At 40.0% G+C, this 24,843-nt stretch carries 22 protein-coding genes; 11 read left to right on the top strand and 11 right to left on the bottom strand.

What is annotated here, in order from left to right; all coding sequences use genetic code 11:
* Positions 1 to 32 precede the first annotated feature (32 nt).
* The 10 genes from FCN25_RS07890 to gmk all read right to left on the bottom strand — a co-directional run bounded on the left by FCN25_RS07890 (position 33) and on the right by gmk (position 10,170).
* Positions 33 to 989 (bottom strand): IS1595 family transposase, encoded by a 957-nt coding sequence (locus FCN25_RS07890; protein WP_137222035.1) that lies wholly within the window; start codon positions 987 to 989, stop codon positions 33 to 35.
* A 106-nt stretch (positions 990 to 1,095) separates the two neighbouring features.
* Positions 1,096 to 1,704: a DNA-binding response regulator gene (locus FCN25_RS07885; protein WP_137223565.1), complete on the bottom strand. Its 609-nt coding sequence runs from the start codon at positions 1,702 to 1,704 to the stop codon at positions 1,096 to 1,098.
* A complete protein-coding gene (locus tag FCN25_RS07880) occupies positions 1,701 to 2,792 on the bottom strand; it encodes a histidine kinase (RefSeq protein WP_137223563.1) in 1,092 nt (363 codons plus the stop codon). Before FCN25_RS07880 ends, FCN25_RS07885 begins: the two co-directional genes overlap by 4 nt.
* 65 nt (positions 2,793 to 2,857) lie before the next feature.
* Entirely contained in the window at positions 2,858 to 3,538 is a 681-nt protein-coding gene (locus tag FCN25_RS07875) for a tetratricopeptide repeat protein (RefSeq protein ID WP_137223561.1), read from the bottom strand.
* A 181-nt stretch (positions 3,539 to 3,719) separates the two neighbouring features.
* On the bottom strand, positions 3,720 to 4,649 hold the full coding sequence (locus FCN25_RS07870) for a calcium/sodium antiporter (protein ID WP_137223559.1): 930 nt from the start codon (positions 4,647 to 4,649) through the stop codon (positions 3,720 to 3,722).
* 139 nt (positions 4,650 to 4,788) lie between these two features.
* Positions 4,789 to 6,444, bottom strand: coding sequence for an AMP-binding protein (locus FCN25_RS07865; RefSeq protein WP_137223557.1), 1,656 nt, complete (start codon positions 6,442 to 6,444; stop codon positions 4,789 to 4,791).
* Between the two features lie 229 nt (positions 6,445 to 6,673).
* On the bottom strand, positions 6,674 to 7,057 hold the full coding sequence (locus tag FCN25_RS07860; RefSeq protein ID WP_137223555.1) for a RidA family protein: 384 nt from the start codon (positions 7,055 to 7,057) through the stop codon (positions 6,674 to 6,676).
* Between the two features lie 28 nt (positions 7,058 to 7,085).
* A complete protein-coding gene (spoT, locus tag FCN25_RS07855; protein ID WP_137223553.1) occupies positions 7,086 to 9,194 on the bottom strand; it encodes a bifunctional GTP diphosphokinase/guanosine-3',5'-bis pyrophosphate 3'-pyrophosphohydrolase in 2,109 nt (702 codons plus the stop codon).
* Between the two features lie 13 nt (positions 9,195 to 9,207).
* Positions 9,208 to 9,486 (bottom strand): DNA-directed RNA polymerase subunit omega, encoded by a 279-nt coding sequence (rpoZ, locus tag FCN25_RS07850; RefSeq protein ID WP_137223551.1) that lies wholly within the window; start codon positions 9,484 to 9,486, stop codon positions 9,208 to 9,210.
* 60 nt (positions 9,487 to 9,546) lie between these two features.
* Positions 9,547 to 10,170, bottom strand: a complete 624-nt coding sequence (gmk, locus tag FCN25_RS07845; RefSeq protein WP_137223549.1) for a guanylate kinase — start codon at positions 10,168 to 10,170, stop codon at positions 9,547 to 9,549.
* Positions 10,171 to 10,532: 362 nt separating this feature from the next.
* On the opposite strand from gmk, the gene FCN25_RS07840 reads away from it, so the two are divergent.
* The 3 genes from FCN25_RS07840 to yjjG all read left to right on the top strand — a co-directional run bounded on the left by FCN25_RS07840 (position 10,533) and on the right by yjjG (position 13,709).
* Positions 10,533 to 11,825: a DUF805 domain-containing protein gene (locus FCN25_RS07840; protein WP_137223547.1), complete on the top strand. Its 1,293-nt coding sequence runs from the start codon at positions 10,533 to 10,535 to the stop codon at positions 11,823 to 11,825.
* A gap of 75 nt (positions 11,826 to 11,900) precedes the next feature.
* Positions 11,901 to 12,971: a phosphotransferase enzyme family protein gene (locus tag FCN25_RS07835; RefSeq protein WP_137223544.1), complete on the top strand. Its 1,071-nt coding sequence runs from the start codon at positions 11,901 to 11,903 to the stop codon at positions 12,969 to 12,971.
* 45 nt (positions 12,972 to 13,016) lie between these two features.
* Positions 13,017 to 13,709 (top strand): pyrimidine 5'-nucleotidase, encoded by a 693-nt coding sequence (gene yjjG / locus FCN25_RS07830; protein WP_137223542.1) that lies wholly within the window; start codon positions 13,017 to 13,019, stop codon positions 13,707 to 13,709.
* Positions 13,710 to 13,781: 72 nt separating this feature from the next.
* On the opposite strand, the gene FCN25_RS07825 is transcribed toward yjjG, so the two are convergent.
* Complete coding sequence (locus FCN25_RS07825) at positions 13,782 to 16,361, bottom strand: penicillin-binding protein 1A (RefSeq protein WP_137223540.1); 2,580 nt, start codon at positions 16,359 to 16,361, stop codon at positions 13,782 to 13,784.
* Between the two features lie 183 nt (positions 16,362 to 16,544).
* Between FCN25_RS07825 and FCN25_RS07820 the strand changes: the two genes are divergently transcribed.
* The 8 genes from FCN25_RS07820 (at position 16,545) to FCN25_RS07785 (ending at position 24,729) form a co-directional block, all read left to right on the top strand.
* Positions 16,545 to 17,624 (top strand): pilus assembly protein PilM, encoded by a 1,080-nt coding sequence (locus tag FCN25_RS07820; RefSeq protein WP_137223539.1) that lies wholly within the window; start codon positions 16,545 to 16,547, stop codon positions 17,622 to 17,624.
* Positions 17,612 to 18,196, top strand: a complete 585-nt coding sequence (locus FCN25_RS07815; protein ID WP_137223537.1) for a PilN domain-containing protein — start codon at positions 17,612 to 17,614, stop codon at positions 18,194 to 18,196. Before FCN25_RS07820 ends, FCN25_RS07815 begins: the two co-directional genes overlap by 13 nt.
* Positions 18,193 to 18,810 (top strand): type 4a pilus biogenesis protein PilO, encoded by a 618-nt coding sequence (locus FCN25_RS07810; RefSeq protein WP_137223535.1) that lies wholly within the window; start codon positions 18,193 to 18,195, stop codon positions 18,808 to 18,810. The genes FCN25_RS07815 and FCN25_RS07810 overlap by 4 nt, the downstream gene beginning before the upstream one ends.
* The gene (locus tag FCN25_RS07805; RefSeq protein ID WP_137223533.1) at positions 18,810 to 19,328 is read left to right on the top strand and encodes a pilus assembly protein PilP; all 519 of its coding nucleotides are present in this window, start codon (positions 18,810 to 18,812) and stop codon (positions 19,326 to 19,328) included. The genes FCN25_RS07810 and FCN25_RS07805 overlap by 1 nt, the downstream gene beginning before the upstream one ends.
* A gap of 21 nt (positions 19,329 to 19,349) precedes the next feature.
* Positions 19,350 to 21,398 carry a type IV pilus secretin PilQ gene (locus FCN25_RS07800; protein WP_137223531.1) on the top strand — a complete coding sequence of 683 codons (2,049 nt, stop codon included), beginning with the start codon at positions 19,350 to 19,352 and terminating at the stop codon, positions 21,396 to 21,398.
* Between the two features lie 310 nt (positions 21,399 to 21,708).
* Positions 21,709 to 22,224, top strand: a complete 516-nt coding sequence (aroK, locus tag FCN25_RS07795) for a shikimate kinase AroK (protein WP_011635865.1) — start codon at positions 21,709 to 21,711, stop codon at positions 22,222 to 22,224.
* Between the two features lie 8 nt (positions 22,225 to 22,232).
* Positions 22,233 to 23,309 carry a 3-dehydroquinate synthase gene (aroB, locus tag FCN25_RS07790; RefSeq protein WP_137223529.1) on the top strand — a complete coding sequence of 359 codons (1,077 nt, stop codon included), beginning with the start codon at positions 22,233 to 22,235 and terminating at the stop codon, positions 23,307 to 23,309.
* Between the two features lie 19 nt (positions 23,310 to 23,328).
* Positions 23,329 to 24,729, top strand: coding sequence for an AAA family ATPase (locus FCN25_RS07785; RefSeq protein ID WP_137223527.1), 1,401 nt, complete (start codon positions 23,329 to 23,331; stop codon positions 24,727 to 24,729).
* Positions 24,730 to 24,843 lie beyond the last annotated feature (114 nt).

Here is a 24,843-nt window from a genome sequence, read left to right as displayed (position 1 = left end):
CACTTAGCACAACCAACCACTATATGTTGTGGTTATCGATTTTTAATTGATTGGTACGTTATCGGCTTAGAACGCACTGCTTGTTCAAGCAACCTGTAGAATAATAATCCCCGAGAATCTGACTTTCTTCTATTGAAGCGAAATGTAAACTCATCTAAATAATAATCAAGTTGCTTAGCCTTTACCGCGCCTTGATATGTACCTAAAAGCCATCTTTTACATAATGATGAGACTCGATGTACCCCAGCCATTGTTTCATGTGCAGGTACAGATGAACCTAAATGCACTATTCGGTTATGCTTATATCCTTTCTTGTCTATTTGTTTGTATGCTTGAGAGCCATCACTACAAATTGTACTACCAGGTTCAATTACATCTTGAATGAATTGATGGATATGTTCTTTGGTTGCACTTTCCACTAGCCTTAAACGTATCCGGCCAAATCCAGAGGGTGATAGCAGCTCAACAGCGACCAAAACTACAGCCTTACGCTTACCCTGTTGATTTTTAATAGATGATTGGGGAACGACGCCACCTATTAGTGTTTCGTCAACCTCTACGATGCCGGACAGTTTATCCCTTTCAGGATCAACCATGGCATGCCTTAACTTGTGCATTAATGACCAAGCGGTTTGATAACTCCCAAGACCTAATAACCTATGAACTCCAAGAGCGCTGACCCCATTTTTTTGATTTGTAATAAACCAGACGGCAGCAAACCAACTTTTCATGGGGGTTCTTGTTTTGTCAAAAAGTGTACTTGATGTTACTGAACACTGAGAACGGCAAGCATGACATTTTAACTTGCCATTACTTAACTGATAAGGTGATTGATGGCTTGAACAGCTTGGGCATATGAATCCGTTTGGCCAACGAAGTTTGTAAAGGTAGCTAATGCAGGATTGTTCATCATGAAACCAATCAACAAATTCGCCCCAACTTGTAGGGTAATCTACACCCGCTTTTAATAAATACGATGAAGTTTTCATCACTACATATTGACACTGGTGGCGCTAAATGGATAGCCCTTAATTATATACAGATGTTTAAGGTATCTTAGCAGACTTTGAATACAAGGCAATATTAAGCAACTAATTACAACCAACCCTTTTGCTTAGCTATTCTGGCCGCATCGATTCGGTTGCTGGCATTGAGTTTGTTAATTGCTTCTGATAAATAGTTTCGCACTGTGCCTTCTGCGATAAATAGCTGGCTGGCAATGTCTGCCGTAGATAAACCTTCACTGGCCAGTCGCAATGCCCGTCGCTCTTTGTCATTGAGCGGATCAATTTCACCTATGGCATTAAAGGCTAGTTCAGGATCGATAACCCGTTTGCCCGCCATCACTAACTTTATGGCGTTGATGAGGTCATCTGAAGGCGCATCTTTTAATAAAAAACCACCGACACCGTATTCTAGTGCTCGTTTGATATAGCCAGCTCGACCGAAGGTGGTGAGAATAATCACTTTAGTCGAACTGGCTTGTTGTTGCAGCCATTGGCTTAGTTCTAATCCTGATTTTCCAGGCATTTCGATGTCGGTTAAGAGTAAATCAAAATGCTGTGATTTCAGCATTGTCATGGCTTTATCACCATCTTCTACTTCGGTGATGCTAATGCCATTTAAGTCATCGGCTGCCAATGTTAATAATGCAGCTAATGCTCCGCGCACCATGGCTTGATCTTCTGCTAATAAAATTTTCATGTTGACTCAATTAATGGCAAAGTGATGCTGACGACAAACTGTGGACTTAATTGGAATTGCACATCGCCATTCAATAGTGCAGCGCGCTCTTTTATCCCTTTTAGTCCGTTACCTTCTGTTAGGACTTTTACAGCTCGATTCTCCATGTATTGAAGCAACACCTTGTCTGTTGTTGTTTGGGTTAAAATAGTGCAATGGTCAGCTTGGCTATGTTTAATGGTGTTGTTTACTAACTCAGTTAACATCAGGCACAGTTGTGATTCTGTTAATTCATTAAGCTTAGGCCATTGACCCTCTATCGTGACTGCAATGGATTTATCACGCAAAGTTTGCGTTAGCGTTTTTAACGTTTGGCTTAATCCTTGGTGTTTATAATCGCTGACTGTTTGACGGATTTGACTCAAGCAGTCGCGTGTTATTTGACTAACTTGGCTAATTTGTTGCTGTGCTTGTTCGGTTTTACCCGCACTAATGAGTTTATCTGCCAGTTCGGCTTTTAATGCTATCGAGGCTAAATGATGTCCCATCACATCATGAAGATCACGGGCGATACGTTCGCGTTCAAGAGCCGTAGCAAGGTGGGTTACTTCATCTTTAGACTGTTGCTGCTGACGCTTTATTTGTTGGCGGTTTTGTTCAATAACCCCAAATACACCAACACCTAAACAGATCCCCATGCCGTAAAATGTAAAAAAGTAACCAGGGTAACCGACCCAAAGATCAATGGCTAAAAGTAGAAGGCTAATGCCTATAAAACTCAATATAGCGGTTCGAAGCGAGTAAAAAAATCCAATAAAAAAACAACAAAAACTGAATAATGAAATTGCGCCGCTGGTTAAAAATCCAGAGACAATAGCGATAATTAACATGAGCAGAATGGGTTTAAATGCTTGTTCTGTTGAGTTGTTATATGCCCAAAAATAGCCAATGACAAACGGGATCAGCAACAAGATAGCCAAGGTTATTGTTAACCATTGGTCACCCATGAAATATAGCGGAATAAAGTAAAAACCTAAGTTTATGAGGTAAACCCAAGCGGTTTTTTGCTCATAACTTTTTTCATTATTAGATGATAAACAAATTGTCATTGTGCCTCCCAGCGCAGTTAATCATAGAGTAACTGCGCGTTAACTCAAGAAAAAAGCAATTGGCATTACTGTTTAACAGCCTGTTGGTTTAATAGAAAATTTGCCCAACCGTATTGCGGGTCAATATCCAATGCCGCTTGCCAGTCTTGCATTGCACCGCTTAAGTCACCTTGTTCTTGTTTAGCTAAACCTCTCCATGTGTAAGCTTCAGCGTGTCCCCAGCAAATAGTGTCACAGGGTAGGTCATACTGAGTAATAGCTTGGCTTGCTAATGTTTGTGCTTTATCCAGCCCACCACCAAATGTACTTGGGGTATAAAATGCATTAATGGCTTTAACAAGATTGACGCGAGGGTTGTTGGGCTCAAGTTCACTGGCTTGTTGTAATAGCTGAGCTGTTTTCATGCCATATTCCGCCCCCTTAGTATTATCGAAGGCGATTTGCATACCATATACTGCCGCTAACAAAGCTTGCGAGTCAGCTGAAGTGTGTTGGTTCAAGATGTTTTCGAGAGTTTGCTGAGCATTGTTTAATGAATCTGCAGCAAGTTGACGTTGACCCATTATGTTGGTTGTAATGGCGAGACGATAATCAGCATAAGCTTTTTCATAATCGTTGCTGTTTTCGCTATATTGGCTTAGTTCGGTAATGTTCATGGTGTTAGCCGCAGCATCAATGTCGCTGATATCTGCAAAGCTACTATGGCTGACTAAGGTTAAGCTGGTGATCAATAGTAAGGTCTTCATGGCTATCTCCGGGTAAGTTAGCCCAACAAGTTGTTGGGATAGGCTTAGTATGGAGAAACACATGATTGATTATCAGACACAAAGGTCATCAAAATAGGGTGACAAATGTCATGTACTTTGCAAATAAGACCGAATTTACATTCGGTCTTATTTATCAAAAATGGGTCGTGTGACGAATAGACTAAACCACTTGCATCACTAAGTAGCTGGTATATCCAAGGTAACCTGCGAGTAACACAGCACCTTCACGGCGACCAATTCGAAATCCACTCCACGCGAATGGAAGCACCATAATGGCAAAGATAACCATGGCAATAAAGTCAATTTCATTAAAGCCTTCAGCTGATACTGGATGAATTAGCGCTGTAGCGCCCAAAATACCCAGTACGTTGAAAATATTGGAACCCACAACGTTACCAATTGCAATGTCACTTTGACCTTTAAGTGCGGCCATAACCGAGGTCACAAGCTCAGGCATACTGGTCCCTATTGCTACAATCGTTAAGCCGATAATCACTTCGCTTATGCCAAATTGTTTGGCTAAATCAACCGCGCCATTAACAAACAAAATCCCCCCTCCGACTAACATGGTGATACCGACGGCAATGAGGGCAATTGAAAATAGCGGGTTTTGTGGTTTTGTGTCTATGTCTACTTCTTCAGGATTATTTTTAGAGCTAATATAACTAAATACAAGATAGCCAATAAGTAAGCTGAATAATATTGTTCCATCAATAAAGCTGACATCGCCATCAAGCAATAAAAACCATACAAAAATTGAAGCGGAAATCATGATTGGAATATCGCGTTTGACCATTTGAGAGTGCACAGTGATAGGGCGTATTAGTGCAGTAACTGCTAAAATCAATCCAATGTTAACAATGTTTGAACCTACAACGTTACCTAAAGCAATGCCTGGATTACCCGCAAGTGCAGATTTTACACTGACAGCCAATTCGGGGGCACTGGTACCAAATGCGACAATGGTTAAGCCTATTATAAGTGGTGCAATACCTAAGCGAAGCGCAATTGCACTTGCCCCGCGGACTAAAGCTTCTGCGCCAAAGGTTAAAATAATAAAACCACCAATGATGGATAACGCAATTAACATGACCGTATCTGCCTTGTGATGTATACCGCACTCAAGCAGCGCGGTTTTTAAATTTCGCGTATATTGACAGAATATGTCAAAAAAATACACGCAATTAGCGTGTATTTTTTTGAACGTAAAACCAAATAAAAATAGCTTGTTATAATTCGTCTTCCCAACGCACTTTGGCACCGCGAATACCGTCTACTTTAGCGCTAAAGGCTTTTTCAAGCACGTGACGTTTAATTTTTAAGGTTGGGGTTAACACATCATTCTCAATGGTCCATTCGTCGTTGACAACGATAATGGCATCAACATGTTCGTGCGATTCTAAATGTGGATTAACACCATCCAGAGTTTCTTTTAATGATGTTCTGACTTCTTCGCGAGGTTGTAGTTTTGAACCTTCTGAAAGCTGTACCAAAGCCACTGGGTGCGGTAAACCTGACCCAATAACACAAATTAAATCAACATGTGAATCTTGAGCCAGTTTACGTTCAATCGGTACTGGTGCAACATACTTACCTTTTGAGGTTTTAAAGTTGTCTTTAACGCGACCGGTAATATCGATATAACCGTCTTCGTCGATTTCACACAAATCACCTGTGTGGAAAAAACCATCTTCAGTAAAGGCTGCAGCGGTGGCTTCATCTTGTAAGTAATAACCACTCATTAAGCCAGGACTTTTAACTAACAACTCACCTTCTTCAGTTTGGCGCACTAAACAGCCTTCAACGGGACGACCAACAGTACCAATTTTCTTGGCATTGAATGGATAGTTGATAATTGAGTAAGCACTGTTTTCGGTCATACCCCATGCTTCACAAATATCAATGCCAATGTTGTTATACCATTGAATCAAAGATGGTGGGATTGGAGCCGAGCCTGAGCCGTTTAAGCGCGATTGATCGAGTCCTAAACCGCTCTTAATTTTACGTTTAACAATACTGCTAATGATAGGTAACTTGAGTAAGGTTTTGAGTTTTTTCTCGCCAATTTTGTTGATAATGTTTAATTGGAATACAGTCCATAAACGCGGGACCGAGAAAAATACCGTTGGGCGACAGCGTTGAATGTCATCAACAAATGAGTCGAGGCCTTCAACAAAAAAAATAGTTGCACCGGAATAAAATGACGAACCTTCAATCGCAACGCGTTCAGTAATATGTGCTAGTGGTAAATAGGATAAAAGTCGGTCAGTGGTATTAACTTGTAAGTCACGAATCACTGCTTCACACGCCCAACCATAACTGGTAAAGGTTTGTATTGCGCCTTTAGGTTTACCGGTTGAACCTGAAGTATATATGAGGGTCATGACCTGATCGGCTGTTGGTAGAGGTTCATCAACAAGCGGTTGACCAAGTTTTAACAGTTGCTGCCAATGGTATTGCGCAGGCATGGTGTCATAAGGCATGGCCAAACGAAGAATATCACCGCCAACAGCGGCTTCTTGTTCTGCCCAATGATCGAGTTTACCGGTAAAAATAGCTTTAACACCGCTGTGTTCAACAACATAGCGAATGGTTTCAGCATTAGCTGTTGGGTAAATAGGTACACTAATGTAGCCACCGTACATTAACGCTAAATCGACAATAAACCACTCGGCGCAGTTTTTAGATAGTACGGCAATTTTGTCTCCGCGCTCAAGACCCAAATGACGCAGCGAACCTGCAATTTGGTGCATTTTTTGTTGAACTTCACGCCATGTGAAATCCACATATTTACCATCAATCGGTTGGCGAAGGTAAACTTTGTCACCTTGTGTATCAACCCAATGAGACAACATCTCAACAGGAGTTTTAATTAAGTTTTCCATCGAAGCTTCCATGTTCATTATTGTTATTGTGGGTATTTATAAACTTATTATGGCCATTTTTGTGCGCTGGCGCAAACAATTGCACAATATGTGTGCAAGGTAACACTGTAACCAAGTTAGCAGAATGGGTTGAATAAACAATAGGTATTGAGTAAATACTCTACAAAAGGCAGTTTGCTGATAATAAAAAAGGCGCCCTAGGCGCCTTTGACATATTGAAGTGTCACTATTAGATTTCCATTATTCCGTCCATTTCAACCAATGACCCTTTTGGTAACTCTTTGACGCCAATAGCTGCACGAGCAGGGTAAGGTTGCTGGAAATAACGACTCATAATTTCGTTCACGGTCGCAAAATGGGATAGATCGGTTAGGAATATATTCAACTTAACGATATCACTCATGTTTCCGCCAGCGGCTTCACATACAGCCGTTAAATTTTCGAACACTTGTACGACTTGTTCAGAAAAATCATCGCTCACCATAGTCATTGTTTTTGGATCAAGTGGAATTTGACCTGAAAGATAAACCGTACTGCCAACCTTAACAGCTTGAGAATAAGTCCCAATTGCTTGTGGGGCTTTGTCTGTTGTGATGATAATTTTTTCAGCCATATTGTGCTCTCTTTATTGTTGTTAGGAATTAGCGGTTACGCGAGGTACGTAATACTTCAGGTAACACACGGATCCGGCGCATAACGTTGGCCAGATGAACACGATCTTTAACTGAAATACGTAAATTAATCAAATACACTCGGCCATCACGTTCTTCGGTGCTGAGATTGTGAATATTTGATCCCGCAGAAGCAATAATTGAGGTGATTTTAGCTAGCGCACCTTGATGGTTAACAATTTCAACGCGTAAGTTTGCTTGATATTCTGCGCCTTCTACATTATCCCAATGTACTGAAATGTATTTATCCGGCTCACCTTGATAACCGCGAATATTGGCACAATTTTCCATGTGCAGCACTAAGCCTTTGCCTGGACTCACATGGGCTATGACTGCATCACCAGGTATAGGGCGACAACAATTAGCATAAGTAACCAACATTCCTTCTGCACCACGAATAGCCATTTGCGACGTTTCATTATTTTGATCTTGAGCGTCTAACTGCTGACCTAATAAACGTTGGGCAATCACGATACTCATGGCGTTACCTAAACCAATGTCAGCGAGTAAAGAGTCTAAAGAACTATGTTTGGTTTCTTTGATGACTTTTTCAAGTAATTCGACAGGTATCGTTTCTAGCTTAGTATCACCTAATGCATGATTAAGTAGTCGTCTGCCGAGTGCAATTGCATTATCACCTTTTAAACTCTTCAGGACCTGACGAATTTTACCGCGGGCTTTACCTGTTACAACAAAGTTGAGCCATGCGGCATTAGGTCGAGCACCTTTAGCCGTAATAATTTCAATAGTTTGCCCAGAAATTAGCGGCTGACTCAAAGGATAAGCCTGGCGGTTAACTTTAGCTCCCACACAGGTATTACCAACATCAGTATGCACTTCGTAGGCAAAGTCCACCGCTGTAGCATTAACAGGTAATTCTAAAATGCGCCCTTCAGGGGTAAACACATAAATTTCTTCAGGGAACAGTTCTGTTTTAACGTTTTCAACAAATTCAAATGAGCTGCTTGCACTCTGCTGCAATTCAAGCAAGCTTTGCATCCATTTGTTAGCCCGAACTTGGGTGGTATTTTGCTGAGGTGCATCGGCATTGTTTTTATACATCCAGTGTGCAGCAACACCTTTATCCGCCATTTGGTCCATTTCTTCGGTGCGAATTTGCACTTCAACAGGAACAGCATGAGGGCCAAATAATGAGGTGTGTAGCGATTGATAACCGTTGGCCTTGGGAATGGCTATGTAATCTTTAAAACGGCCCGGACGTGGTTTATATAAACCGTGCATTGCACCTAAGACGCGATAACAAGTATCGATAGAGTCTACTATTACGCGAAACGCATAGATGTCCATGACCTCTTGAAATTGCAATTCTTTACTGCGCATTTTTCGATAAATCGAATAGAGATTTTTTTCTCGACCTTTCACTGTCGCGGGCACACCTACATCTTCTAGGCGAGATTCGATAGCGACTTCGATACTATTAATTAATTCTTTACGATTACCACGAGCAGCTTTGACAACGTCACGTATTACTCGATGTCGCATAGGGTAATAAGCTTGAAAACCTAAGTCTTCAAGTTCGATTTTGATATTATGAATACCTAATCGGTTGGCAATTGGGGCGTAGATTTCTAAGGTTTCGCGAGCAATGCGGCGACGTTTATCAGGGCGAAGGGCGCCTAATGTGCGCATATTATGGGTTCGGTCAGCCAATTTAATGAGAATAACTCGAATATCTTGAGTCATCGCCATCATCATTTTGCGGAAGTTTTCCGCTTGAGCTTCTTTTTTATCGCGAAATTTAATTTTATCTAGCTTTGATACACCTTCTACGAGTTCTGCCACTGTAATACCAAATAACTCAGTGAGTTCTTCTTTGGTAACAGGGGTGTCTTCAATGGTGTCATGGAGCAAGGCAGCCATAAGCGACTCGTGATCGAGACGCATATCTGCCAAGATGCGGCTAACCGCAACTGGATGGGTAATGTAAGGCTCGCCACTTGTGCGCATTTGCCCTTCGTGGGCATCACGCGCAACTAAATAGGCCTGCTTGAGTAATTCTACTTGATCCGGCTCTAAATAGCTGGATGCTGACTCTTTTAGACCTTCAAACAGATACAAGTGGCGCTACTCCTTATAAAACGTGGCCTTCTGCAATGGCGGCGACAGCGGCAATTTCTGCTGCTTCACGTTCACGAACAGTTTGGCGCTCATCAGCATCTAAAGTATTTGAGGTGACTAAACCTAATTCGATTTCACGCAAAGCGATAACCGTTGGTTTATCATTCATCTCATCAACCATAGGTTCTTTACCTTGCACGGCGATTTGGCGTGCACGACGCGCTGCAACCAGGATCATATCAAAACGGTTGCCGATTTTATTTACGGCGTCTTCTACAGTTACGCGAGCCATGTGTTGAAACTCCAGTGTTATCTATGGGAAAAAATGACGCAAAATTGTACACTATGACAATTAATCTGCCAAGAGATCATTAAGCATATCATTTTGAGCATACTGCTGACTAGCACAGGTTAAGCGTTGACTACGAATAATTGCCTTTAGGTCAGCTAATGCGCTATCAAAATCATCATTTACAATCACAAAATCATATTGAGTGTAATGAGACATTTCAGAAACGGCTTGTGCCATACGTGCATCGATGACTTCTTTGCTGTCTTGGCCTCGGCCAGTTAAGCGACGCTCAAGTTCGGCTTTAGATGGGGGTAAAATAAACACCCCAACGGTATTAGGCATCAATATTTTTACTTGTTCGCCACCTTGCCAATCAATATCAAGAAATACATCAATACCTTTATTTAAGGTTTGTTCAATGACACTTTTGGATGTGCCATAAAAATTACCAAAGACTTCGGCCCATTCAATAAAAGCGCTTTGATTAATTAATGCTTTAAATTGCTCAACAGTAACGAAATGATAATGTTGACCATCGACTTCGCCGGGGCGAGGTTTACGGGTCGTATGCGACACAGAAACCTGTTTATCGCTGGGTTTATCTTTTAAAAGTGCTGATATAAGTGACGATTTACCTGCGCCACTAGGAGCTGACACTATAAAAAGATTTCCACGAGTGCTCATAAATAGGGAGTCTCATCCAATTATTCATTAAGAAAGCTTAATATTATACTCGCTAACAGTAAGGTTATGCTAGCGCAATCATAGAGATTGCTGATGTATATTATGGTGATAGGATTAATTAAAGTGAGTCAATGATTGGCATAAGCAACTTGCAAGAGAGTCAGTAAAAAAGTAACGAAAAAACTAGGTCGGCTCTGGCTTTATAGGATTAATTCTGTAGGCTTTGCGCTATTAGCAGTGACTGATGATTATGGTGTTAACAACAATTCAATAATTGCCAATATAACGGAGTAGAATTATCAACGAATTGTGTTTTCTAGCGAGTTATTTTTGATATTTTTGTAAATAAATAGGAATGATTGATGTCTTTAAAAACCGTACTGTGCAGAGAAGGCCGTGACACAGGTTTAAGGTTAATGGCAATTTTATTAGCAGCATTTTTGCTATTAACGGTCACTGCGATCGTATTTTCGGCGAGTGTAATTAATTGGATTGTGATGTTGGCGGTCATGCCTATTGTTGGTTTATCTGCTATTCGTCGTTTAAATGACGCCAACAAACCGATTAAGTTGGCGATGATCTGTGTTGTTCCAGTATTGATTTTTGGCATATTGATTTACTTTATGATGCCTGTAGGGATATTAGCTGGGGTGTTTTTATTTGGCCTTGCTTGTGGTGGGTACTTTGCATTTTTACCTGCTAAAAATTCGATTAGGTATGTGCAAGGGTATAATGGACCAAGCATAGTACAATCATCCATTTTCGGTTCGGTACACCAGCGTCAAGAACCCGTAATGAAAGGTCAAATCCCCCCTGTTAATTCTGAGTCGGAACATTCATTTACGTCACCAGTATTGAGTGATAATGAAGCCGTCTTAACTGACTCGGCTGTGCCACATTCTGCAGAGGTTGATAAGCATCAATTCAAAGATGATTTACAGCAACCAACAATAATAGATCAAGATGATGTGCATATAGCTCATTCAGCTGATTCGGCCGTTGAGAGTGACCAATCTGCATCATTCACAACATCATCAAGTCGTAGTCATCAACCTCTGTATGTCGACCAAAATGCGTTACAGTCAGGGTCAATTACTGAGCTTACAAAGACTTGGCTTAATATGGCCAAATTACATCGATTAAAACTGATACTTATCGGTAAAATTGCCGTTGCTATTTTGGCTGTTTGTCTTGTTGTTTATTTAGTTTTCGCTTTAGTCAGTGCTTTTTCTGACAATGAAGCGCAACAAAGTCAACCGACTGAAGATACAATTAATGAGCAGCAAACTAGCTTACGACAAACCATTAAATTGCCAGATGGATTTTGGTTAGCATTAGACAATAATATCCTTATTGTTAGGTGGTTAGGTGATAGTGGTGATGCACATAAGCTGTGGGATTTAGCTACCGCAAAAGGTGATAAAACCTGTAGTCATCTTGAGTTTAATGACGGTAGTAGTTATCGGCCTATAACGGTTGATTTATTACAGGATAGTGCTACTGAAGCCCGATTTACTCCGCTAGATAAAAATGCCATTGTGAATAATGTCGCGCTTAGAGGCAGTTTTAAGTTGTGTGGTTATGAGTTTAGTCTTAAAGGCAGTCAGGCGACGTTAATGCAAAACCCTCAATTTGAAATGATACTAAGCCAATAATCATCTTGTAGATAACCAATAAATAATTTTTTGGGGTTATCTTTATTTTGATAAACAGGATATTGGAGTTCTTGATTGATTAATTTTATCCGCGAAAATGTACTGCCTCAATTTGGTTTTAGTCACAATTTCAGTACCGTTAGTTCATTGGGCAATGGCCATATTAATCAAACCTTTTTGGTGAGTGATAAATCAAAATCGTTGGTGTTACAGCGCATTAATACCCAAATATTTACAGAACCTAAGGTGGTCATACAAAATGCTGCCACCATAAGCCAACATTTACTGACTAAGCGCCAACAGCAGCATTATCCACTACAAGTAGTTAGCCCAATAGCCACAGTAGCTGGTGAACTTTATTTGGATTTAGCTGAACATGGCTTTTGGCGGGCAATAGATTATTTGCCCCACTGTGACACAATTGAAGTGGTTAATACTCCCGAGCAGGCTATGCTGGCGGCTGAGGCTTTTGGGCGCTTTGCGGCGGCATTGAGTGATTTATCCTCCAATGATGTTATCGATGTTATTCCCAATTTTTTAAATTTACCTCAACGAATGGCTCAATTACATGATGCAAAGGCCGCTGATGCTCACAATCGACTAATCCATTGTAAAAAATGGGTAGACTTATGTTTAGCGCAAACAGAACTATTGGCCACATTGGTACAGTACGAAACCGATTTGCCTATGCGAATATGCCATAATGATACTAAAATCAATAATATGCTCTTTGATAAACGAGATGGAACAAGTCTGGCCATTATCGATTTAGATACCTGTATGAAAGGCTATTTGATGTATGACTTTGGTGATATGGTTCGCGCCTTTTGCTCTCCCGAGGCTGAAGATTCAACCAACTTGGCCAATGTGCATGCACGATCGGAGATAATTTTCGCGGCTGCTAACGCGTACATTCAGTCTCTTAAAAATATTATTACCCCACTCGAAAAACGCAGTTTATGGCTAGGCACTAAAGTGATGCCATTAATGCTGGGGGTACGATTTTTAACTGATTATGTAAATGGTGATATTTATTTTGGCATAAAGCATCCAAATCATAATTTGGATCGCGGCATTAATCAGTTAACGATTTATCAAAGTCTGTTGCAGCAAGAAAACCAATTAATGCCATTATTCGACTCATAGTCGTCATCACAACATCTATTATTTTAACCAATAAGGCCTTAGTTGATGTCACATATAATCAATAAATATCAATGGATTTTATTTGATGCAGATGAAACGTTATTTCATTTCGACGCCTTTGCTGGATTGAAATTAATGTTTTCGCGCTTTGAAGTCGATTTTAATATAGAAGATTTTGCGGCCTATCAGCAGGTCAATAAACCATTATGGGTTGAATATCAAAATGGATTGATTAGTGCTAGCCATTTGCAGCATACTCGTTTTCATCATTGGGCAAGTAAATTGTTAGTCACACCACAACATTTAAATAGCCAATTCCTAATGGCAATGGCCGATATTTGCCAGCCACTACCCGGGGCTAGAACCCTTATTGATTCATTAAATGGCAAGGTTAATCTAGGTATTATTACTAATGGTTTTACTGAATTGCAGAGTGTTCGTTTGAGCCGCACAGGTTTTAAAGATGCCTTTAATCCGGTCGTTATTTCTGAGCAACTTGGTAAAGCAAAACCTGATGTCGCCATTTTTAATCATGCGTTTAGTTTAATGGGCAATCCCGAAAAACAGCAGGTGTTGATGGTGGGTGATAACTTATATTCTGACATTCTAGGTGGTATTAATGCCGGTATCGACACTTGTTGGCTAAATCATCATGACGAGCCGTTGAGTGGTGGTATCTCTCCAAGTTATCAGGTGCGTAATCTCACTGAGCTACATCAGTTATTGATGCCGAAATAGCCTGCAGTGAAACAGAAATAAAAAAGCCATTCAAGTGAATGGCTTTTTTTATTACGTAAAAGGTTATCCCACTTACTGAAATAAATCTTCAGCTGGATTATCAATAAAGATATCACCATTTTGTTGAGTTTCGGTAACGTATTCTTTAGGTTCAGTACCCTCTACAAAGTATTCAAACTGAGTCGTGTAGTCTGTTTTACGTGTTAATTTACCCGTAGCTAAATCAATACGTGCTGACACAATCCCTTTAGGGGGAATGACTGAAGCTTCAGGGGTACCAGAAAGCGCTTTGTTCATAAAGTCATTCCAACCAGGTCCTGCTGTTTTTGCTCCGGCTTCTGCACCCGATATTTGATCGGGTTCGCCATTAGCCATCCAACTAGAGCGACCTAGCTGACGACCATGATCGTCAAACCCAACCCAGAAAGTTGCCGTAAGGGTTGGGTTAAAACCACTGAACCAAGTATCTCGAGATTCGTTAGTCGTTCCTGTTTTACCCGCAATATCATGACGCTTAATTAATTTAGATGCACGCCAAGCAGTTCCATTCCAACCAGTACCTTTGCTCCAGTCGCCGCCACCCCAAATTACGCTCTTTAGTGCTTCTGTGATTAAAAATGCAGTCTGTTCAGAAATGACTCGTTTAGCAAAATGCGCTTGCGGATTAGAACAAATATTTTGTTCAACGGTCATTAGATTAACTTCGGTTGTTTCATCTGCATTGTCCGCTGATGGATTTACCGTTTGCGGCGTTAACTCTTCAGCCATCGCCGCGAATGGATCATCAATGGCAATGGGTTCTTCAACCTCAGGTTTACTACAGGCAATGGCAGGAATAGTTTGTTCAATCATGTTGTCGTATGAGTCAGTTACACGATCAATAAAATACGGTTCAACGAGATAACCACCATTAGCAAAAGTATTAAATGCTGTAGCAACTTGTAATGGTGTGACCGAAGGAGAACCTAATGCTAACGATTCATTTCGAGGTAAATCACTCGGGTCAAAACCAAATTGCACTAATTTTTTGATAGTGTTATCTAAGCCAGTATGACGCATCGCTCTAACAGACATGACGTTAATTGACTGAGCCAAACCTATCCGTAAACGTGTTGGACCGCCGTAAATATCAGGTGAATTTTTAGGACGCCATGCTGTACCTTGGCGAGTGTCAGGTTTATTAATTGGCGCGTTATTAATAAGCGTGGCCAATGTGTAACCATGTTCTAATGCCGCGGCATAAATGAAAGGTTTAATATTAGAACCCAATTGGCGTTTAGCTTGTGTTACTCGGTTAAATTGACTTTGGCTAAAACTGAATCCACCGACTAAGGTTTCAATTGCACCATCATGAGGCGCAAGCGAAACCGTCGCACTAGACACTTGCGGAATTTGTGATAACTGCCAATATTTACCATTATGTCTGATCCATACCTGCTGGCCAGCAGTTAAAATATCAGTCGCTAGTTTCGGTGGTAAGCTTTGACGTTTATCACTGATAAACTTACGAGCCCATTTTAAGCCTTTCCATTCAAGCGTAATCAGTTTTCCTTTGTCATCAATAACTTGTGCTTGTTGATCTTTAACGCTGATGACTGCCGCGGGCATAATGCCTTGTATTGAAGGTGTACGTTTTAAAATAGCCACAATCGCTTCATTATTTATCGGTGTATCAGTCCATAACTCAGCTGCAGCACCACGATAACCATGGCGTTGATCATAAGCAAAAACATTATCTCTTAAAGACTCCTGAGCCATCAATTGTAGATCTGATGAGATTGTGGTGTAGACATTGTAGCCGTTGGTATAAGCAGCTTCTTCACCGTATTTCTGGATCATATAATCTCGTGCCATCTCCGAAACATACGGAGCATATAAATCAATTTCAGCACCATGGTATTTGGCGGTTAATGGACTATTAATGGCGACTTGGTATTCAGCTTGAGTAATATTGCGTTTTTCAAGCATACGACTCAAAACCCAGTTGCGTCGGGATATCGCCCGCTCTGGGTTTCTAATAGGATTTGCGGCAGAAGGAGCTTGTGGTAAACCTGCAATCATGGCCATCTCAGGCAGTGTAAGTTGGCTAAGTTCCTTACCATAGTAAACCTGAGATGCTGCACCAACACCATATGCGCGATTTCCTAGGAAAGAACGGTTTAAATAAAGAGTTAAAATTTCTTGTTTAGAAAGTGCTTTTTCAATTTTAAGAGCGAGAAATATTTCCTTAACCTTACGAATGTAAGTTTTTTCATTAGATAAGAAAAATCCTCGAGCAACTTGTTGAGTTATAGTACTTGCACCTTGACTTTTTTTACCTGTCGTGACCAATATTAGCGCGGCACGGATAATACCAATAGGATCAATGCCGTGATGTTCGAAAAAACGTGCATCTTCGGTATCGAGAACCGCATTAATTAACTGGACAGGCACATTTTCATACTCTACTGGAATACGACGTTTCTCACCAAACTGGGAAATGAGCTTACCGTCACTGCTATATATACGCAGTGGAGTTTGTAATTGGACCGTTTTTAGTGAATTAACATCCGGCAAACTTGGTAACACATAAAAGTAAGCCGCAACAATAGCGCCGACGCCAAGTAGTGATAGACTAAAAAGTGCAATCAATAAACGTTTAAACCACTTCACTCAATCATTCCAGTAAAATTAGAAATAGTGGCGGTAGTATATAAGCGGGAGGCTTTTTCGTGAAGTAAAACATGAAATAACTAAAAAGCATTTGTAAAATGTTTAAACATTTTATCAAAATACTTATAACGAGTTGATTATGTGCTAATCTCTTAGAAAATAAAAATAGAATGATGACGGACTATGCTTTCAAAATTATGGAAGCGTCAAGCACCTCAAATGGTCGGGATTGATATTGGGTCTCAAGAAATTAAAGCCATATTGTTGAGCAAGACGGCGGATGGATATAAAATTCAGAATTATACGGCAGTGCCTGTAAGAAAGGGCGCTGTAGTCGATCATGATATTCGTGACACTGAAGCTGTCCTTGAATCATTAAGGCTGGTTAGGCGAGGCTTACCTAAATCACTCAAATTTGCAGCGGTCGCGGTTTCGGGTTCTGCAGTTATGACTAAAGTCATTTATATGGATGTTTCGTTAAGTGAAGAAGAGATGGAAGCGCAAATTGAAATTGAAGCTGACAACCTCATTCCTTATTCACTTGATGAAGTCAGCATCGATTTTGAAAGGCTCAGTCCAAATATTACCGACCCAACAAAAGTTGATGTATTACTGAGTGCCTGCCGTACAGAAAACATCGATTCACGGGTAGATTCATTGGATGCCGTCGAACTGGATGTCAAAGTGGTTGATGTAGAGGCTTATGCATTAGGGCGCTCAGCAGAATTAATTTATGGCCAGTTACCTGAAGATGCTACGCAAAAAACAATCGCTATGGTTGATATTGGTGCCAATATGACCACCTTTTCTGTAGTCGAACAAGGTGAAACTACCTTCATACGTGAGCAAGCTTTTGGTGGCGAGTTGTTTACGCAATCAATTTCATCCTTTTATGGTATGCCTAGTGATGAAGCTGAACACGCTAAAATAACTGGCCAATTACCTCGCAATTATATGTTTGAAGTATTATCACCATTTCAGATGCAGTTACTACAACAAATTAAACGAACACTACAGATATACTGTACCGCCAGTGGGCGAGAGAAAGTTGATTATATTGTATTATGTGGTGGCACAGCTAAGTTAGAGGGACTGGTTGATCTACTCAACAACGAATTGGGTACGCATACGATTATTGCGGATCCTTTCCAAGGTTGTTTACATTCTAGTGATGTAATAAAAAGTCAGCTTCAGCCTACTATAAGTAAATATATGGTGGCATGTGGCCTTGCGCTAAGGAGTTATGCTCAATGGCGAATATAAACTTATTACCTTGGCGTGAAGAAGCTAGAGAAAAACAAAAACGCGACTTTATCGGTATTCTCTCGTTAGTTTTTTTAGTTACGTCACTTGTAGTCTATTTATTTTTGGGTTTTTTAGAAGTAGTGACAGACGATCAACGTCAACGCAATGCATATTTAGAATCTGAAATTAGCTTGCTCAATACTCAAATAGCAGAAATTAAAAAAATTACCGAGCGTAAAAAAGACATTGAACGTCGTACGGAAATTATTCTTAATCTGCAACAGTCACGTAATTTACCGACTCATGTTTTAGATGAATTAGTTCGAGTAGTACCACCTGGTATTTATCTATCAAGCATAGAGAAAAAGGGTAGTGTGTTATTGATTGAAGGACGAAGTGAATCAAATAACAATGTCGCTAATATGATGAGAAAGGTTAAAACTTCTGCTTATCTAAATGATCCTAGTATGCAATCTATTGTGTCGCAAAACGAAGAGCTAAGGCAATTACAGCGATTTAAATTACGGATTACTATTCGTGATGATTCGCAAGTAATGAATGTTGACTCGGGCCAAGGAGAGAGAAAATGAATCTCGACTTAGAGCAATTTAACGATATTGATTTCGACAATATTGGTGGTTGGCCCAAGTTGGTAAAAATTGTTTTTGCCACTTTTTTGTCTCTGTGTGTTATTGGTGCCAGTTATTATTTATTTATTTCAGATTCGATTGATCAAATGGAAGCTGAACAACACAAAGAAATTCAACTGCGTGAAGATTTTGAATCTAAATATCGTTTAGCAGTAAACCTTAAATTGTATCGTGAACAATTAGCTGAAATGGAAATACAATTTGCTGAATTGCTTAAAATGCTACCATCTGAAAATGAAATGCCAGGATTGTTAGATGATTTAACCTTTGTTGCGACTGATGCCGGCCTTAGAATTAACAGTTTAGATTGGGATAATGAAATTGAACGTGATTTCTATATTGAGTTTCCAATAAAAATGTCTGTAGAAGGTAATTACCATCAAATGGGGCATATGGTTAGTGGTGTTGCAAAGCTACCTCGTATTGTGAGTTTGCACGACTTTATTATAAAGCAAAATGATACTGGTGGACTATCCATGGATATTCTTGCTAAAACGTATCGCTTTAAAGAAGGGGCTGAATTAACACCACCGGCTAAGAAGGGGCAGAAATAATGAAATTTTTGCCTTTATTATTATCAATGGTGTTTTTATTAAGTGGTTGTATTGGCGAACGCAGCGATTTAGAGCTATTTGTTACTACTACAAAAGCACAACAGGTAGCGCGTATACCACCATTAAAACAAACGCCGAAGTTTGAACATTTTGCTTATCAAGTTGAATCATTGCGGAGCCCTTTTGTTCCTCCGTCAAGGGAATTAACAGAAGAAGTAATTGATACATCCAAGGATTGTTTGCAACCAGACTTGAAACGTCGTAAAAGTCGGTTAGAAACCTATGCATTAGATAATTTAAGAATGCGTGGAACATTGAGTGAAGGTAGTGATATATGGGCTTTAGTGGAGTCTAGTGATGGCAATGTTTATCGTGTAGGAGTGGGTGAGTATTTAGGACTTTATCATGGCCGAATTGCTAAAGTAACACCGCAATTTATAGAAATTATCGAAATTATCCCTGATGGTTCAGGTTGTTGGGCAGAAAGATCCAGCAATTTAGAACTATCAGGAAAATAACGTGCGAAGGATGAGGGAATAATGGAGTCTTCTGCCACGATGAAAAAAACAATAACAAAGTTAATATTTAGTAGAGCACTTTTAGGTGCAGTATTAATAATGGGTTTAATACCTAGTGCGATAGCTGCTAACCGTCTTATAGATGTCAAATATCATTCAATGGTTGATCATCAATTAGAATTAGAGTTAGTTTTTGAATCATCAATAGCGTCACCGTCTGTTGATTTATCGGCTGACCCAGCTGAAATTATGTTGAATTTCTCTGACACGATTTCAAATTTAAATAAAAATACCATTCCGATAAATGTTGTTGGTGTAAAAGTGTTAAATGCACAACAACAAGGTAGCGATTTGCAAATCATTATTGCAATGAATAAAGTAAAGCCATATCAAGGTAAAATTGTTGGTAATAGCTACCGTTTAACTATAAATGATGATGTATCAGGCCCAGTTGAAGCAAATAACCCATTTGTTAATAGTATTAGCAGTATTGACTTTCGCCGCAATAAAACTGGTGGTGGAGAAATATTATTTAATCTTAGTAATCGTTCAGTCGCGGCGAATGTAGAACAAGTTGGTTCAAAGCTAGAAATAAAACTCTACAACACCGATATTGGTAATGACTTACTTTACGTTATGGATGTACAAGACTTTACTACACCTGTGAATAGTTTTGAAACATTTAAAGATGACTTAACTGCCCGTATTTTGGTTGATATAGAAGGTAACTATGATTACAACTATCGCCAAGACGGCAACGTATTTAAGGTCAGCGTAGATAAAGTTGAACGAGTTTCTATGGCGAAAGAAGCCAAAAAATATAATGGCCGCTCATTGTCTTTAAACTTCCAAAATATTTCTGTTCGAACTGTTTTGCAGATTATTGCTGATTATAACAACTTCAACCTTGTCACCAGTGATACGGTTGAAGGCGATATTACCTTACGCTTAGATGATGTACCTTGGGATCAAGCTTTAGATCTGATCTTGCAAACTAAAGGTCTTGATAAACGGATTGAAGGCAACATTCTAATGGTGGCACCAAGTGAAGAACTTGCCATCAGAGAAAGCAATGACTTAAAAAATAGACAAGAAGTGAAAGAGTTAGCCCCGCTATATTCTGAATACTTACAAATAAATTATGCCAAAGCAGTCGATATTGCTGAGTTACTTAAAACAACTGATTCAACCCTGCTTTCATCCCGTGGCAGTGTTGCCGTCGATGAGCGTACTAATACCTTGTTAGTAAAAGATACTACTGAGATTTTAGAAAACGTACATCGATTAATTGAAGTGTTAGATATTCCGATTAAACAAGTCTTAATTGAAGCACGTATGGTGACAGTTAAAGACGATGTCAGTGAAGACTTAGGTATTCGTTGGGGTATAACAGACCAACAAGGATCAGACGGTACTTCCGGTACTATTGAAGGTGCTACCAGCATTGCAAATGGTACGATTCCTAGTGTAGATGATCGTCTTAATGTGAATCTACCAGCAGCGGCAAGTTCGGCGACCAGTATCGCTTTTCATGTGGCTAAATTGGCAGATGGTACCATTCTCGATTTAGAGCTAAGCGCTTTAGAACAAGAAAATAAAGGTGAAATTATTGCCAGCCCTCGTATTACCACATCTAATCAGAAGTCGGCATACATTGAACAGGGTGTTGAAATCCCATACGTTGAGTCTGCATCAAGTGGGGCGACAACCGTAACCTTTAAGAAGGCTGTGTTATCGCTGCGAGTCACACCGCAAATAACCCCAGATGACCGTGTGATCCTTGATCTTGAAATTACTCAAGATTCACAAGGCACAACAGTATCAACCGGAACGGGGGAAGCAGTTGCCATTGATACTCAACGCATCGGTACACAAGTGCTAGTTGATAATGGTGAGACAATTGTCCTTGGTGGTATTTACCAACAGAACTTAATTAGTCGGGTCAGCAAAGTGCCAATATTGGGTGATATTCCGTTAGTGGGCTTCTTATTTAGAAACTCAACTGACTCTAATGAGCGTCAAGAGCTGTTAATTTTCGTTACACCCAAGATTGTGACCGAAAAGCTATAACATAATTTTTAGCAGCAATATCGTAAAAAACCAGCTATTTTATAGCTGGTTTTTTAATTTAAACTATTGTTATTTATCATTTAAATTTATAATTATAATTGTATATTAATATATTTATTATGGATTTTTTACCTTGGGAATATCATGAACAATAATAAAATTACTATAAATAGCCGTGATGACTTGCAAGCGGTAGCCCTTAACTGAGATAATCCTCCGTCAAGTCTCATTAGAGCAAGGTTAAATTATAGGTCGGCTTGAGTTTAAGTCGATAAGGCATTCTTCCATATAAGATTCAGACGTATACGAAATGGCTGAAAAACGCAATATTTTTCTGGTAGGCCCTATGGGCGCAGGTAAAAGCACAATTGGTCGCCATCTGGCGCAAATGCTGCATTTAGATTTCCACGATTCAGATCACGAGATTGAACAACGTACTGGTGCAGATATTGCCTGGGTGTTTGATGTTGAAGGTGAGGAGGGCTTCCGTCGTCGTGAAGCACAAGTCATCGGTGATCTTTCAGAAAGGCAAGGTATCGTTCTCGCAACAGGTGGTGGTTCTGTTCAGAGTAAAGATATCCGCAACTATCTTTCTGCTCGAGGTATAGTGGTTTATTTGGAAACAACAATCGACAAGCAAGTCGCGCGTACTCAGCGAGATAAGCGTCGACCGTTGTTACAAGTAGATGATCCACGTGAAGTGCTCGAAAGCTTAGCGGAGATCCGTAATCCTTTATATGAGGAAATTGCGGATGTTATCGTTAAGACTGATGAGCAAAGCGCGAAAATCGTCGCAAACCAAATTATCGAGCAACTTGGCTTTTAGGTAATAACATGCAACAGATTCAGGTTCAATTAGGTGATAGAAGTTACCCCATTTACATTGGCCAGGATTTGATGAGTGACAGCGAGTTATTTACTCGCTACCTAACACACAAAAAAGCCTTAATTGTTTCAAATGACACCATTGCTCCGTTGTATCTGAAAAAGATACAACAAGCGATGAGCGCTTGCGCGCGCGTTGAAACGGTTATTTTGCCGGATGGCGAAAAATTTAAAGATTTACAACATCTAGATTATATTTTTACCGGATTACTTGAGCATAATTTTGCCCGTGATTCTGTATTAGTTGCGTTAGGTGGTGGTGTTGTTGGTGATATGACTGGTTTCGCGGCAGCGTGTTATCAGCGTGGAATTGATTTTATCCAAGTACCCACTACGTTACTGTCCCAAGTTGATTCTTCTGTTGGTGGTAAAACAGCAGTAAATCATCCGCTTGGGAAAAATATGATTGGTGCATTTTATCAACCCAAGTCTGTAATTATCGATACACTTTGCTTAAATACATTACCCGCAAATGAGTTTGCTGCAGGGATGTCCGAAGTGATTAAGTACGGTATTATTTGGGATGCAGACTTTTTTCAATGGCTTGAGGCCAATGTTGAAGCATTAAAATCGCTTCAAACTGATGCGCTAACCTATGCGATTGCTAAATGTTGCCAAATTAAAGCAGATGTTGTTGAGCAAGATGAAACAGAACAAGGTGTAAGAGCATTATTAAACCTTGGACATACCTTTGGGCATGCTATCGAAGCTGAAATGGGCTACGGTGTCTGGTTGCATGGTGAAGCCGTTGCTGCTGGGACTATTCTTGCAGCACAAACAGCATATAAGCTTAATTTATTAGATAAGCAAAGTGTTGAGCGTATTCGCCAACTGATGTTGGAGTTTGATTTACCTGTAACGGCTCCTGAGTCGATGGGTTTTGAACATTTTATTAAGCATATGCGCCGCGATAAAAAAGTCCTAGGTGGTAAAATTCGCTTAGTGTTACCTACAGGAATAGGTCAAGCTGATGTGTTTAGTGAAGTTAGTGAAGACTTACTTAAACAGGTTGTTAGCGGCTTATAAACTATAGTGTGGTGAATCTTTGACGACTCCAGGGCTATTGTTACTACCCACTCAAGAAGCGCTAGTTCAGCGTTTGCAGCACATTGCTAGCTATAGCGAGCAGTTGTTGGTTATTTGTGGGGACAATGGTTCGGGTAAGTCAACGCTAACGGCTGCACTAGCAAGTGAGTTAGATGACTATAATTCTGCATTAATCATTTGTCCTCAACATGCAGATAGTGCGGAAATTCGCCGAAAAATTCTGGTTCAATTAATCTCAGCCCCTATCTTCGATGATGAGCGTCCTTTAATGGACACAGTGCTCAGAATCCAATCCAGTTTAAAAAAGCCATTACATATTATTATTGATGATGCTGATTTCTTGCCGAAAGATATCTGGGCGGAATGCATCTTGCTGAGTCAAATATACTGTGCAGGTAAACCTGTTGCTGTAACGATGACTGTTACGCCTAGTTTTTGGCAAACCTTAGTCGCCGACTTAACAGATGATACTCGCGCTAAGTTATTACCTGTCACAATTGAATCCTTATCGGTTGCAGAACGTGACGGCTTGTATCAGAGTTTATTACTGAGAAGTCGACAAACGCCGTTTATCCCACGTGAAATTATCCATAAACAATTAGAGAAACAACAAGGCACACCAGCTGAAGTTGTTAAATTGTTAGCGTTAGCATTAGAAGAGCCTCAAACAGATAAAACTCCTTGGCGTTTCGCGACTAAGTTGTCTATCACTGTATTTGTCATATCAATTTGTGTCACTATTGGTTTCGTGGTCAGTACACTATTACCTCAACCAATTGCCACATCGCCGCAACCAACGTTGACGGTCGAAGAAGCGATCGAACGTGAAAGCGCGCATCAATATCTAATTGAATTTGCAGATAATACGTTGAATAAATACTTTTCTCTGCGGGGACTAACACGGGCTGAATTTGGTGACAATTACCCATCAATGTTGTTAGTTGAATCGCAAAAAGTAGTCGGCAGTTTGGTTGTGAATAATGACTTAACCTTCTCTAATGAATTGCCTGCAAACAATTACACCGATGTGAAGGTGAGTTCGTCAATAAAAGGGCTGTCCTTTGAAGGCGAATTAACCAAAGTAAAAATCAAAGCGGCAGATAAACCAAGTGATATTGTTGAGAGAGATAATAAACAGCTTGTGAAAGTACAAGGTTTTACACTGCAACTCGCAAGCGTAAATGATAAATCATCACTCACTCCTATTTTGGCAAAGCTTGCGCAAGAGTCGCAGGTTTTCATTATGAGCAACAAACAACGTTATATCTTATTTTTAGGCGATTTCGATGATTTAGCTGCGGCAAACTCGAAAGCTAAAATGCTCCAGAAAAAGTATGGGTTGGCTGAACCTTGGGTAAGAAAGTGGGCGGACTTAAATGATTATAAACGGCAAGATTAAGTGTTTTGTATTCAACGCTATCTAAGTCAATAATATGAAAATTCGACACAATTATTCTACTTTAGCCGATGATAATTGTTGCTAAACAGAGTACAATCTTGTGCTTTAATTTTG

It is taken from the genome of Shewanella sp. MEBiC00475 (genome assembly GCF_005234075.1).
Classification (GTDB): Bacteria; Pseudomonadota; Gammaproteobacteria; order Enterobacterales; family Shewanellaceae; genus Shewanella; species Shewanella polaris.
This window is presented reverse-complemented; position numbering and strand designations above follow the sequence as displayed.